Origin of the sequence: Azoarcus sp. TTM-91 (genome assembly GCF_012911025.1) — a bacterium.
Lineage (GTDB): Bacteria > Pseudomonadota > Gammaproteobacteria > Burkholderiales > Rhodocyclaceae > Azoarcus.
Genome location: NZ_WUEI01000132.1, coordinates 1 through 11597 on the forward strand (window position 1 = coordinate 1; position 11597 = coordinate 11597).

General features: G+C 68.3%; 13 protein-coding genes. 4 read left to right on the forward strand and 9 right to left on the reverse strand.

What is annotated here, in order from left to right; all coding sequences use genetic code 11:
* From GRF61_RS21230 to GRF61_RS21240, 3 genes are all read left to right on the forward strand, one after another.
* Positions 1 to 933, forward strand: a 933-nt coding sequence (locus GRF61_RS21230) for a sensor domain-containing diguanylate cyclase (protein WP_348982454.1), incomplete at its 5' end; no start/stop codon positions are given.
* Positions 934 to 1054: 121 nt separating this feature from the next.
* Positions 1055 to 1309 carry a type II toxin-antitoxin system prevent-host-death family antitoxin gene (locus tag GRF61_RS21235; protein WP_169152619.1) on the forward strand — a complete coding sequence of 85 codons (255 nt, stop codon included), beginning with the start codon at positions 1055 to 1057 and terminating at the stop codon, positions 1307 to 1309.
* Positions 1302 to 1562, forward strand: a complete 261-nt coding sequence (locus tag GRF61_RS21240; RefSeq protein WP_169152620.1) for a Txe/YoeB family addiction module toxin — start codon at positions 1302 to 1304, stop codon at positions 1560 to 1562. The genes GRF61_RS21235 and GRF61_RS21240 overlap by 8 nt, the downstream gene beginning before the upstream one ends.
* A 42-nt stretch (positions 1563 to 1604) precedes the next feature.
* Here the strand turns inward: GRF61_RS21240 and GRF61_RS21245 are convergent, their stop codons facing one another.
* The 9 genes from GRF61_RS21245 to andAc all read right to left on the reverse strand — a co-directional run bounded on the left by GRF61_RS21245 (position 1605) and on the right by andAc (position 10053).
* A complete protein-coding gene (locus GRF61_RS21245) occupies positions 1605 to 2693 on the reverse strand; it encodes a CDP-6-deoxy-delta-3,4-glucoseen reductase (RefSeq protein ID WP_169152621.1) in 1089 nt (362 codons plus the stop codon).
* 214 nt (positions 2694 to 2907) lie between these two features.
* On the reverse strand, positions 2908 to 3624 hold the full coding sequence (locus GRF61_RS21250; RefSeq protein ID WP_169152622.1) for an ABC transporter ATP-binding protein: 717 nt from the start codon (positions 3622 to 3624) through the stop codon (positions 2908 to 2910).
* Between the two features lie 76 nt (positions 3625 to 3700).
* Entirely contained in the window at positions 3701 to 4450 is a 750-nt protein-coding gene (locus tag GRF61_RS21255) for an ABC transporter ATP-binding protein (RefSeq protein ID WP_169152623.1), read from the reverse strand.
* Positions 4447 to 5433: a branched-chain amino acid ABC transporter permease gene (locus GRF61_RS21260; protein WP_169152624.1), complete on the reverse strand. Its 987-nt coding sequence runs from the start codon at positions 5431 to 5433 to the stop codon at positions 4447 to 4449. The genes GRF61_RS21255 and GRF61_RS21260 overlap by 4 nt, the downstream gene beginning before the upstream one ends.
* A 9-nt stretch (positions 5434 to 5442) precedes the next feature.
* Positions 5443 to 6363 (reverse strand): branched-chain amino acid ABC transporter permease, encoded by a 921-nt coding sequence (locus GRF61_RS21265; RefSeq protein ID WP_169152625.1) that lies wholly within the window; start codon positions 6361 to 6363, stop codon positions 5443 to 5445.
* 222 nt (positions 6364 to 6585) lie between these two features.
* Positions 6586 to 7749, reverse strand: coding sequence for an ABC transporter substrate-binding protein (locus GRF61_RS21270; RefSeq protein WP_169152626.1), 1164 nt, complete (start codon positions 7747 to 7749; stop codon positions 6586 to 6588).
* Positions 7750 to 7924: 175 nt separating this feature from the next.
* Positions 7925 to 8263, reverse strand: coding sequence for an anthranilate 1,2-dioxygenase ferredoxin subunit AndAb (andAb, locus tag GRF61_RS21275; protein ID WP_169152627.1), 339 nt, complete (start codon positions 8261 to 8263; stop codon positions 7925 to 7927).
* A gap of 8 nt (positions 8264 to 8271) precedes the next feature.
* On the reverse strand, positions 8272 to 8754 hold the full coding sequence (andAd, locus tag GRF61_RS21280) for an anthranilate 1,2-dioxygenase small subunit AndAd (protein ID WP_248281379.1): 483 nt from the start codon (positions 8752 to 8754) through the stop codon (positions 8272 to 8274).
* Positions 8755 to 8772: 18 nt separating this feature from the next.
* A complete protein-coding gene (andAc, locus tag GRF61_RS21285; RefSeq protein ID WP_169152628.1) occupies positions 8773 to 10053 on the reverse strand; it encodes an anthranilate 1,2-dioxygenase large subunit AndAc in 1281 nt (426 codons plus the stop codon).
* 252 nt (positions 10054 to 10305) lie between these two features.
* On the opposite strand from andAc, the gene andR reads away from it, so the two are divergent.
* Positions 10306 to 11283: an anthranilate 1,2-dioxygenase regulatory protein AndR gene (gene andR, locus GRF61_RS21290; protein WP_169152629.1), complete on the forward strand. Its 978-nt coding sequence runs from the start codon at positions 10306 to 10308 to the stop codon at positions 11281 to 11283.
* Positions 11284 to 11597: the final 314 nt, after the last annotated feature.

Sequence of the window (11597 nt, forward strand, 5' to 3'; positions counted from 1 at the left end):
CCCATGTCCCTCCCCCGCGCCGAGCCCACGCCCGACAGCGACGTCTATCGCACCCTGCTCGAATCGACCAAGGCCATCCCCTGGCGCATCGACTGGAAAACCCTGCGCTTCACCTACATCGGCCCGCAGATCGAAGCCGTGCTGGGCTGGACGCCGGACAGCTGGAGCACCGTGGAGGACTGGGCCGCCCGCATGCACCCGGACGACCGCGAACGGGTGGTCGATTTCTGCGTCTCCCAGTGCAAGGCCGGCTCCGACCATGAAGCCGACTACCGCGCCCTCACCGCCGACGGCGGCTACGTGTGGATACGCGACGTGGTCCATGTGGTGCGCAAGGATGGCGAGGTGGAAGCGGTGACCGGCTTCATGTTCGACATCAGCGAGCGCAAGGCCACCGAGGAACAGTTGCTGAAGCTGCAGCAGGAGCTGGAAGCCCTGTCCTACAAGGACGGCCTCACCGGCGTCGCCAACCGCCGCATGTTCGACACCGTGTTCGAGCTCGAATGGACCAGGGCGCGACAGAACCGCCAGCCGCTGTCGGTGATCCTGGCGGATGTGGATCACTTCAAGGAATACAACGACCACTACGGCCACCTCGCCGGCGACGACAGCCTCAAGCTCGTCGCCCAGGCCCTGGGCAGCGCCGCCGCCCGCGCCCGCGACTTCGTCGCCCGTTTCGGCGGCGAGGAATTCGTCATCATCCTCCCCGAAGCCGACGCCGCCGCCGGCCGCATGATCGCCGAACGCTGCCGCCAGGCCATCGCCGACCTCGCCATCCCCCACGCCGCCATCGACGGCCGGCTCAGCATCAGCCTGGGCGTGGGCACGCTGATCCCCGGCGCGGAAGACGACCCGCGCCGCTTCCTCGATCAGGTGGATAGCGCGCTGTACGCGGCCAAGGACAATGGGCGAGATCGGGTGAAAAGCGTTTGACGGCCTTCCAGCGACGATGGGAAACACCCAGTCGCCGCATGACCGACAGCACACCCCGATGCTTGCGAAGGACCGCTGCCCGGCCTAGACTTGTACGCTAAACCGTACATGAGGCAATCCGATGAAAGTCGTCTCATTCACCGAGGCACGCAATGCGCTCAAGGCCGTGCTGGACAGTGTGGTCGATGACGCGGACGCAACCATCATCACCCGGCGCGATGCGGCGGATGCGGTCGTGATGTCGCTCGACTACTACAACAGCCTGATGGAAACCGTGCATCTGCTGCGCTCCCCCGCCAACGCGGCACACCTGCACCGCTCCATCGAACAGTTCAAGGCGGGAAAGACCACGCCGAGAGAGCTGCAGGATGACTAGGCTGCTGGCCTGGACCGATGAAGCCTGGAGCGGCTACCTGTACTGGCAGGGGCAAGACCGGAAGACCCTCAAGCGCATCAACCAACTCATCACCGACACCCTGCGGTCCCCTTTCGAAGGCATCGGCAAACCCGAGCCACTGAAGGAAAACCTTGCCGGCTTCTGGTCCCGCCGCATCGATGATGTCAACCGGCTGGTCTATGCGGTCGATGACAGCGCGCTCACCATCATCTCCTGCCGCTACCACTATTGAGCATGCACGGGGACAGCAGCAGGGCCGCGTCCCCAAGCACCATCAAGCCACCGCAGGCGCGGCGCTCACAAAGGCATCAGCGTAGAAGCTTTCCTCCGCCAAGCCCGCCTCGGCGACAAAATCGCGCCGCGCCGCGTCCACCATCTGCGGCGCGCCGCAGGCGTAGATCTCATGGCCCGACAGGTCGGCGAAATCCTCCAGCACCGCCCGGTGCACCAGGCCGCGGCGGCCAGTCCAGTCGGCGTTGGCTTCGGACAGCACCGGCACATAGCTGAACCACGGCAACTCGCGCGCCCACTGCTGGGCGAGGGCATGGTGGTAGAGGTCTTCGCGGCGGCGGGCGCCCCAGTAGAGCACCGCCTTGCGGCGCAGGCCGGCGCGGCGGGCGTGTTCGACCAGGGCCTTGATCGGGGCGAAGCCGGTGCCGCTGGCGAGCAGGATCATCGGCGCCTCCGAGTCCCGCAGGTAGAAGGTGCCGAAAGGCCCTTCCAGGCGCAGCATCTCGCGCGCCTTCAGGCGGCCGAAGACGTGCTCGGTGAAGGCGCCGCCGGGCAGGTGGCGGATGTGCAGCTCCAGCTGCTCCGTCTTGCCGGGCGCGGTGGCCAGCGAATAGCTGCGGCGGCGGCCATCGCGCAGCAGCACGTCCACATACTGGCCGGCGAGGTATTCCAGCGGCTGGCCGGCGGGCGGCTGCAGGTGGAGGATGGCGACGTCGGCCGCCGGGCGTTCAATGGCGGTGACGCGCACCGCCAGCTTGCGCAGCGGCAGGCCGGGCACACCGGGCACTTCCTCGCAGGCCAGCGTCACCGGGCCACGGGCCTGGCAGCGGCACAGCAGGCAGTCGCCCTCGTTTTCCAGCGGATAGCTGGCCGGCAGATGTTCCACCTCGCCCGCCAGCACGGTGGCCTTGCAGGTGCCGCATTCGCCGCTGCGGCACTGGTAGGGCAGGCAGAGGCCGGCGGCAAGGCCGGCATCCAGCAGGGTCTGGCCGGGCGCGGCGGCGTAGCGCCTGCCGCCGGGCTGGAGTTCGATGGGGTGGTTGCCGGCCGGCACCGCCTCCGCCACCACGCCTACGGGCAAGGGGGATTCAGCGGGCTTCGGCGTCTGCAGGGACGTGGCGGCGGGGCTCATGGCGGCTTCCTCGTGGTGAAACGACAGGCAAAGCGGGGCCTGCCGCGCCGTGGCGGGCACGGCGGGGTGGGGTCTTCGGTTGATTCCGGCTGGGGTGCAGTCTGCTGAAGCGGGCTGGCGCTGCTCACCGCCCGAGGCGAGAGCACAGAGACAGCGGCAGGCTCAGTGCTTCAGCAAGGGCGACTTCCCGGCCGCGGCGGCAGCAAGCGGGCGCTCACACGCCCAGGTAGCGATGCCACAGCCCGCGATCCGCATCCAGCTCGGCGGAGGTGCCGGTCCAGGCGACCCGGCCGCGTTCCAGGATGAGGTGGCGGTCGGCGAGGCAGACCAGTTTCTCCACGTACTTGTCCACCACCAGCGTGGTCTGGCCCTGTTCCTTGAGCAGGCCGAGGCAGCGCCAGATCTCGTCGCGTATCACCGGCGCCAGGCCCTCGGTGGCTTCGTCCAGGATCAGCAGCCGCGGGTTGGTAGACAGCGCCCGCGCCACCGCCAGCATCTGCTGCTCGCCACCGGAGAGCTGGTTGCCCATGTTGCTGGCGCGCTCCTTCAGCCGCGGAAAGAGCTCGTACAGGCGCGGCAGCGTCCAGCCATCGCGCAGGCCGTTGCGGTTGTCGGCGAAGGCGAGCAGGTGCTCTTCCACCGTGAGGTTGGGGAAGCACTGCCGGCCTTCCGGCACGATGGCCACGCCCATGCGGGCGATGGCGTCCGGCCGGGCGCCGTGGATGTCGCGGCCGCCGAAGCGGATCTGGCCGGCGCGCGGGCGCAGGCCGCCGATCAGCGTCTTGATGGTGGTGCTCTTGCCCATGCCGTTGCGGCCCAGCAGGGCGACGACCTCGCCAGCCTGGATGTCGAAATCGATGCCGAACAGCACCTGGCTGGCGCCGTAGCCGGCTTCCAGGCCGCGGCAACTCAGGAGGGGATCGTGCTTCATGCGGGCCTCCGTGCGGCGCCGGAAAGAAGGAGGGAAGCGGCGGCCGGGTGGCGCGCCGCATGGGAGGAAAGCAGCCTCATGCCGTCGCCTCCGTGCCCAGGTACACCGCCTGCACTTCCGGGTGGCCCTTCACATGCTCGGCGTCGCCGGAGGTCAGCACCTTGCCGTAGACCAGCACCGAGATGCGGTCGGCGAGCTGGAACACCGCGTCCATGTCGTGCTCGATCAGCAGGATGGCGGCCTCGGCGCGCAGCTTCTCGATCAGCTCCACCATCTGCAGCGAATCCTCCGGCCCCATGCCGGCCATGGGCTCGTCCAGCAGCAGCAGCTTGGGCCCCGCCGCCAGGGCGAGGGCCACGTCCAGCTTGCGCTGCACGCCGTGCGGCAGGGTGCCGGCGGTACGGTCGAGCACATCGGAGAGGCCCACCTTTTCCGCCAGGCCGAGCGCGGTTTCCATCAGCGCCTGCTCGCCGGCGCGGCGGGACAGGAAGCGGAAGCTGGAGCCGGCGTGGGCCTGGGCGGCCAGCAGCAGGTTGCTGCGCACGCTGTCGCCCTTGAACACGCTGGTGACCTGGAAGCAGCGCGACAGGCCGGCGCGCACCCGCTGGTGCGGCGGCAGCGCGGTGAGATCCACGCCGTCCAGCTGCAGCTTGCCGGCGTCCAGCGGCAGCAGGCCGGAGATGAGGTTCACCAGCGTGGATTTGCCGGCGCCGTTGGGGCCGATCAGGGCGTGGATCTCGCCCGGCTCGACGGCGATGGACACATTGTCGGTGGCGACCAGGCCGCCGAAGCGCTTCACCAGGCCCTGGGCTTGGAACAGGCTCATGCTCGCTCTCCCTTGCTGCCGAACAGCGCGGCCAGGCCGCGCGGGGCGAAGAACACGATGGCGATCAGCAACAGGCCCAGCGGCCAGTGCCAGTATTCGGTGTACATCTTCAGCACCTCTTCCAGCGTGAGCCACAGGCCGACGCCGATGACGCCGCCCCAGCGGTTGCCCATGCCGCCTATCACCACCATGACGATGAGGATGGCGGATTCGGTCCAGTGCATCATCGACGGGCTGACGAAGCCGTTGTGGCTGGCGAGCAGCGCGCCCGCCAGGCCGGCCACCGCGCCGGCGCCGGCGAAGGCCACCAGGCGCAGGCGGAACACCGGGAAGCCGAGCGCGGCCATGCGGGTTTCGTTGTCGCGTATGCCCATCAGCGCCAGGCCGAAGCGGGACACCGCCAGCCGGCTGCCGAGGGCGAAGATCAGCGCGGCAATGGCCAGCACCGCCCAGTAGAAGGCGTTGGGCTGGGCATCCAGCCAGCCGCCCAGCGACAGCGGCGTGTAGATGCCGTAGCCGTCGTCGCCGCCATAGGTGCGCAGCGACACGCCCAGGTAATAGAGCATCTGGGCGAAGGCCAGCGTGATCATGATGAAATACACCCCGCGGGTGCGCAGGGAGACGGCGCCGATCAGCGTGGCGAAGGCAGCAGTGACCACCAACGCCGCGCCCCAGGCCAGCCAGGCGGAACTGAAGCCGGCATCCACCAGCGCCACCACCGTGTAGGCGCCGACGCCGAGGAAGCCGGCATGGCCCAGCGCCACCATGCCGCCGTAGCCGAGGATGAAGTTGAGGCTGGTGGCGGCGATCATGACGATGAGCAGCCTGCGCACGAAGCCGACGTAGTACTCCAGCTCGAAATGCGGCGCGATGAGGGGGAAGGCGGCGAGCAGCGCCAGCAGCAGCCAGGGCAGCACGGCGCCGAAACCACCGCCGCGTCGGGCGGCCGGCGCGCTGGCGGGAAGGCTTGCGGAAGCATTCATGGGCAAACCTCAGGCACGGGCGGGGAACAGGCCCGCGGGTTTCAGGGTGAGGATGACGGCCATCAGCACGTACATGGCGATGCCGGCCATGGCCGGGCCGAGGTCGGCGGCGAGCGAGGGCGGCAGCACTGCCCGCAGCAGCGGCGGCAGGAAGGCGCGGCCGGCGGTATCCACCAGGCCGACGATGAGGGCGGCGACGAAGGCGCCGCGCACCGAGCCGATGCCGCCGATGACGATCACCACCAGCGCCGGAATCAGGATGGCCTCGCCCATGCCGATCTGCACTGCGCTGATCGGCCCCATCAGCGCGCCGGCCAGCGCCGCCAGCGCAGCCCCCAGCGCGAACACGAAGGAGAACACCCGGCCGACGCGCACGCCCATGAACTCCGCCATGGCGCGGTTGGAGGCGCCGGCGCGCACCAGCATGCCGACGCGGGTGTGATTCACCAGCAGGTAGAGGCCGATGGCGACCAGCAGGCCGGCGGCGATCATCAGCAGGCGGTAGGAGGGATAGGGCAGCGCATCCAGCAGCTGCACCGGGCCGGCCAGCGCCGGCGGCGTCGGCGCCATGATGGGCGACGGGCCCCAGATGGCTTTCACCGCGTCGTCGGCGAGCAGGATGATGCCGAAGGTGGCCAGCACCTGGGCGAGGTGATCCCGGCTGTAGAGGCGGCGAATGATGAGGATCTCGATCACCGCGGCGATGAGCACGGTGGCGAGGATGGCGATGAGCACCGCGCCGACGAAGGAGCCACTGCTCTCGTGCACCCGGGCGGCAATGTAGGCGCCGGCCATGAACAGCGAGCCGTGGGCGAGGTTCATGGTGTCCATGATGCCGAACACCAGGGTCAGGCCGGCGGCGAGCAGGAACAGCATGAAGCCGTAGCCCAGGCCATTGAGCAGTTGCTCGATGATGAAGATGGCGTCCATCGGTGGAATCCGGTTGGCGGCGCGATGCCGGGAGGGGTGAGCTTATTGAGGCTGGTATGAAATTGGCAATACCGGGGCGGAGCCGGGAGGGCGGATAGGCTCGGCGGCGATCTCCGCCTCAATACCCCCGATCAGCCCGTCCTGGTCACGGGTAACCACGAACCGCGCCGCTGGCGCGCGGGAGCCGTCTCCGGCCCCGCCCACCGGCGGCGCGGGTCGCGCTTACATCGCGCACTCGGCGACGTAGGCGTCCTGGTGCTTCTCCAGGACCTTGCCGACCAGCTTGTTGGTGAGCTTGCCGTCGGCATCCTTCTCCACCACGCGCAGGTAGTAGTCCTGCACCGGGTAGTGGTTGCGGGCGTAGGTGAATTCGCCGCGCACCGACTTGAAGGTGGGCGTGGAGAGCGCCTTCACCAGCGCTTCCGGGCTGTCCGTCTTGCCGCCGGCGTCGCGTACCGCCGCGTCCATGGCGAGGATGGCGTCATAGGCCATGGCGGCGTACACCGTGGGGTAGCGGCCGTCGTACTTCTTGCGGAACGCGGAAACGAACTCGGCGTTGGCCGGCAGCGGCAGGTCGTGCGTCCAGTGGGCGGTGTTGTACAGGCCCAGCATCGGCTCGCCGACGGCCTGGATCACGTCCTGGTCGGCGGAGAAGCCGGGGGCGATCAGCGGCACGTCCTTCAGGCCGCCGCCGACGAACTGCTTGACGAAGTTGATGCCCATCGCGCCCGGCAGGAAGAAGAACACCGCATCCGGCTTGGCGGCGCGGATCTGGGCGATCTCGGCGGCATAGTCGATCTGGCCGACCTTGGTGTAGATCTCGTCCTTCAAGCCGCCCTTGTACAGGCGCTTGAAACCGTTCAGGTGATCCTTGCCCGCCGGGTAGTTGGGGGCAATGATGACCATGTTCTTGTAGCCCTTCTCGTTGGCGAGCTTGCCGGCGGCCTCGTCGTAGGTGTCGTTCTGGTACTGGCCGAAGAAGTAGGGATTGCACTGCTTGCCGGCGAACTGGCTGGGGCCGGGGTTGCTGGAGATGAAGGGCACCTTGGCGGCGAACAGCGCCGGCGCCACCGCCAGCGCGGAGTTGGAGGCGATGGGGCCGGTGAAGAAGGTGATCTTGTCGCGCTGCAGGTAGCGGGTCACCAGCTGGGTGGCCTGCTCCGGGTTGCCGGCGAAGTCGGTCTTGAGGAACTCGGCCGGCTGGCCGCCGAGCTTGCCGCCCAGCTTGTCGATGGCGAGGTCGAAGCCGTCGCGCGCTTCGGCGCCGGCGGCGGCGAAGGGGCCGGAGATGTCGAGGGCGATGCCGACCTTGATCGGATCGGCGGCCTGGGCACCGAGGGCGCCGCAGAGGGCTAGGGCCAGCGCGGCGTTTTTCAGCTTGAACATGGATCTCTCCTGGTATCGGACTGCGTGCGATGCGGTTGGGGACTGCGGGAAATTCATGCGGCGGGCGCGGGCGGGCTCCCGGCCCGCCGGCTTTCTCGGACGGCGTTCATGTCGCCCTCGTTGCGGGTTTCATGCGCCGCTCGCGGCGGCGCATCGGCTGCTGCTCAAATGCCGATCAGATGCCAACCTCCACCCGGCCGGCGACCACCCGCACCGGGAAGGCGCGCACCGGTTCGGTGAGCGGCGCGCACTTGTGCGCACCGGTCCGGATATCGAACAGGCCCTGGTGCAGCGGGCATTCGACACAGCCATCCTCGACATAGCCGTCGGACAGCCTGGCCGCGCCGTGGGAACAGAGGTCGCGCAGGGCGAACAGCTCGTCGCCCAGGCGGAACACGGCCACTTCCATGCCACCGGCCACCACCGGCCAGGAACCGTTGTCGGGGAAATCGTCCGGCACGCCGACGTCGTGCCAGGTGGCCACCGCGGCCACCGCGCTGTCTTCGCTGCTCATGGCGGGCCTCAGATCGGGGTGGCGAGCAGGGTCTGCACGCGGGAGGTGTCGAAAATGGCGCGCTTCTTCTGGAAGCGCCAGCCTTCGGGCGTGCGCACCACCCGGTCTTCGTAGCGGCCGGCCTGGTACACCTGGGATTCGCCGTTGGCGCGGGTCTGCACCACCACATAGTTGGAGCGCATCTCCACCGTGTCGGCATCGACCGGCGTGATCTGCAGGCCGGAAGTCATATGCCGGTAGCTGTGCGCCTCGAAGATGTTGGCGTGGCGCAGGGAGACGACGCGGTCGCGCAGCATGCGCTGGTTGTTGCACCAGATGACGCCCACCGGCAGGCCCATGTCCTCGTTTTCTCTGGGAATCACGCCGTACTCGCAGTCTTCGGTGAACAGCGTAGGCCACTCTTCCAGGCGGTCGTTGTCGAGCACGCTCACGTAGCGCTCCTGCAGGCTGTGGAGCTCGAACCACAGCAACATCTGTTCCATCTTATCCATAACGATCTATATCCCCGCTCAGAAGCCCATGAGTTGCTGGTAGCCGACCCAGAAGCGCCGGATCAGGCTTTCGGTGATGTTGCTGTCCTGCTGGCCGGGGTTGTCGCGCGCCATCTCGATCACCGAGGTGGCCTTGGGATCGCGCCTGGTGCCGCGCTGCACCAGCTCGGTGGCCTCGGTGTCTTCCATCGAGATGTAGCCGGCCGGGCCTACCAGGTTGGCCTGCTTGAGGCGCAGCTCGCGCAGCTCCGGGGTGTCGTCGGTGTAGCCAAAGAAGTGGAAGACCAGCTCGAAGTTGTCCGGCCCCTTGGGCAGCAGCTGGCGCGCCACCAGGGTGTTGTGTATCTGCTGGATGACCAGCTGCGGAAAGATGGTCTGGATGTGGTTGGTGGTGAGCTCGTCGTATTCCTTGACGTGGCCCAGCACGGTTTCGTCTTCCAGGCTGAAGCCGTCGTCCATCGAGCGGATGCCCTGCTGCTTGTAGGCGGCGGACGTTTCTTCCTCGTTCTTGGTGACGGTGATGATGCTGTGCAGGCCGTGGGTGGCGTCCGGCAGCGAGCGCGCGTGCATGCCCACGCGGAAGATGTTGAAGGTGGTGTGGAACAGGTGAAGCATGCTGGCGTGGTACGGGTCCTTCACGTTCTCGTAGTACAGCTTCCAGTTGGACTGGGAGAACTGGCGCGTACAGCCGAGGTATTCCACCGGCTTGTGGAAGATGCGGTCCACCCACGGCCGCATCTCGGCGCCGAGGTAATCCGGCAGCGCCGGCGCCTCATCGCTGAAGGTGGCGAACACCAGGCCGCGGTAGCTCTCCACCTTGAGCTGGCGCAGGCTGTGGCACTTGGGATCGAAATCCTTAGGCATGCCGGTCATGTGCTTCTGGCCGCGGCGGAAGGGCACGCCCAGCAGGTTGCCGCGCTGGTCGAAGCTCCACTGGTGATACACGCAGGAGTGGGAGCTGGCGTTGCCGCGGGCATTGCGGCAGACCATGGCGCCACGGTGGGAGCAGCGGTTCACCCAGGCGGCCAGCTCGCCCTCCTCGGTGCGGGTGACCACCACCGGGGTGTCGCCGACGAAGGTGCTCTTGTAGTCGCCCGGCTTCGGAATCTCGGCTTCCAGCGCGAGGAAGCTCCAGGTGGGTCCGCGGAAGATGCGCTCCTGCTCCAGATCGTAGATTTCCTGCGAGCTGAACACTTCGTAGGGCACCCGCGAGCCGTCCTCGCGGGGAAAGAAGGCCAGCTTCTGCGCCGGGGCATCCGCGGCCACGGCGGCGGCCTCGCTGGTGTGGACTGCACTCATGGGGAATCTCCAGGCTTAAGGCATTCGGGATTGCTGCATTGCGCAACCATGGAGCACATTCTGCGCAGCCGCCCGTGCCCGGCTCTATCCATTCACCGCAGGCAGGCCGCCGCCTTATCCACTTACCGCAGCTTTCTCCGCCGGCCTTGATGCGGCGCAAAACGGATAGCCCAAACGGGATGCCCATCGGCACGGCTGTTGCTTTGTTCTCCCTACCCGACGCGCTGTACACAAAGTCAGGAGAACCCCCAGATGCCTGCCGCCGTTGCCCAGGAGCCGGTCGCGCTCCGCCAGCACAGGTACTTCGAGTCGCATGACGTCGATGACACCTGTATCCGCATTTCCACCATCCTGCAGCCCCACCGGCTGCGGCCGACGCGCCATTCCACGCGGGTTCACTCGCACATGGACTTCATCCGCTTCGGCGGGGCGGTGATCGGCGCGCTGGACTTCGGCGACGAGATGGACGTGATCGTGGAAGAGATGGAGGCGTACTACCTCTTCGTCTGCTGCCTGCGCGGCCACGCGGAGCTCAACACCATGGGCGAGCGCACCACCATCGGGCAGAACCGCGGCGCGGTGTGCATTCCTGGGGCGCATTTCTCCGGCCGCTTCTCGCCCGACTGCGAGCAGATCTTCCTGCGGGTGGACCGCGCCACCCTGGCCGCCCACACCGGCGTGGAACTGATGCACTTCGATCACGCCATGGCGCTGGACCGGCCGGAGCTGTCGCCCTGGGTCTCGCAGTTCCGCCTGCTCGCCACCGAGCCGGCCATGCTGCAGCTGGCCCAGCGCGACGAACGCATCGCCATCGAGTTCGAGCGCATGCTCATCTCCCTGCTGCTGGCCGGCCACCCGCACCGGCCGCAGCAGGAGCCGGCCGCGCCCAGCCTGGCCCCCCGCGCGGTGCGGCGCGCCGAAGCCTTCATCGACGCCCACGCCTGCGAAGCCATCCGCCTGGCCGACATCGCCGCCGCCGCCGAGGTGCCGGCCCGCACCCTGCTGGACAGCTTCCAGCGCTTCCGCTCCTGTAGCCCGATGCAGCTGGTGCGCGAGCGCCGCCTGGAGCGCGCCCGCGCAAGCTTGCTGGGCGCCGGCCCGGAAGCGCGGGTGGCCGACATCGCGCTGGACTGCGGCTTCCCCCACCTCGGCCGCTTCGCCGGCCTGTACCAGCAGCGCTACGGCGAAAGCCCATCGGAAACGGTGCGGCGCGGACGGCGGCGGAGCTGAGCGGCTGAGCGGCTGAGCGGCTGTGCGGCAGTGCGGCGCGGCAGCAGCCTGCTCCAGGCCGGTCTCCCGCGCCTGCGGCTTTGCGCAGCGACCGGCGCGCACCGCTCCCCGCGATTCATGGACAACCGCTTCTGGCGGCGCCCGGCCCCGAGACACCGCTCGCCCTGAGCCTGTCGAAGGGCATCGCAGGAAACAGGCTTCGACAGGCTCAGCCCGAGCGGCTGGCATGTTCCTCGGCCTTGTCCCGCTGCTGCGTTCCGCGCGTGTGCTTGATTGCCAGTTGAATGGGCCCCCGCCCGCCTTCGCCCCAGCAC

Bases quoted from the DNA above. Each gene is read 5' to 3' on its own strand.
- GRF61_RS21260 (WP_169152624.1), bottom strand. From the start codon at position 5,433: ATGAATGCTTCCGCAAGCCTTCCCGCCAGCGCGCCGGCCGCCCGACGC.
- andR (WP_169152629.1), top strand. From the start codon at position 10,306: ATGCCTGCCGCCGTTGCCCAGGAGCCGGTCGCGCTCCGCCAGCACAGG.
- GRF61_RS21240 (WP_169152620.1), top strand. From the start codon at position 1,302: ATGACTAGGCTGCTGGCCTGGACCGATGAAGCCTGGAGCGGCTACCTG.
- GRF61_RS21235 (WP_169152619.1), top strand. From the start codon at position 1,055: ATGAAAGTCGTCTCATTCACCGAGGCACGCAATGCGCTCAAGGCCGTG.
- andAb (WP_169152627.1), bottom strand. From the start codon at position 8,263: ATGAGCAGCGAAGACAGCGCGGTGGCCGCGGTGGCCACCTGGCACGAC.
- andAd (WP_248281379.1), bottom strand. From the start codon at position 8,754: ATGGATAAGATGGAACAGATGTTGCTGTGGTTCGAGCTCCACAGCCTG.
- GRF61_RS21250 (WP_169152622.1), bottom strand. From the start codon at position 3,624: ATGAAGCACGATCCCCTCCTGAGTTGCCGCGGCCTGGAAGCCGGCTAC.
- GRF61_RS21270 (WP_169152626.1), bottom strand. From the start codon at position 7,749: ATGTTCAAGCTGAAAAACGCCGCGCTGGCCCTAGCCCTCTGCGGCGCC.
- GRF61_RS21255 (WP_169152623.1), bottom strand. From the start codon at position 4,450: ATGAGCCTGTTCCAAGCCCAGGGCCTGGTGAAGCGCTTCGGCGGCCTG.
- GRF61_RS21265 (WP_169152625.1), bottom strand. From the start codon at position 6,363: ATGGACGCCATCTTCATCATCGAGCAACTGCTCAATGGCCTGGGCTAC.
- GRF61_RS21245 (WP_169152621.1), bottom strand. From the start codon at position 2,693: ATGAGCCCCGCCGCCACGTCCCTGCAGACGCCGAAGCCCGCTGAATCC.
- andAc (WP_169152628.1), bottom strand. From the start codon at position 10,053: ATGAGTGCAGTCCACACCAGCGAGGCCGCCGCCGTGGCCGCGGATGCC.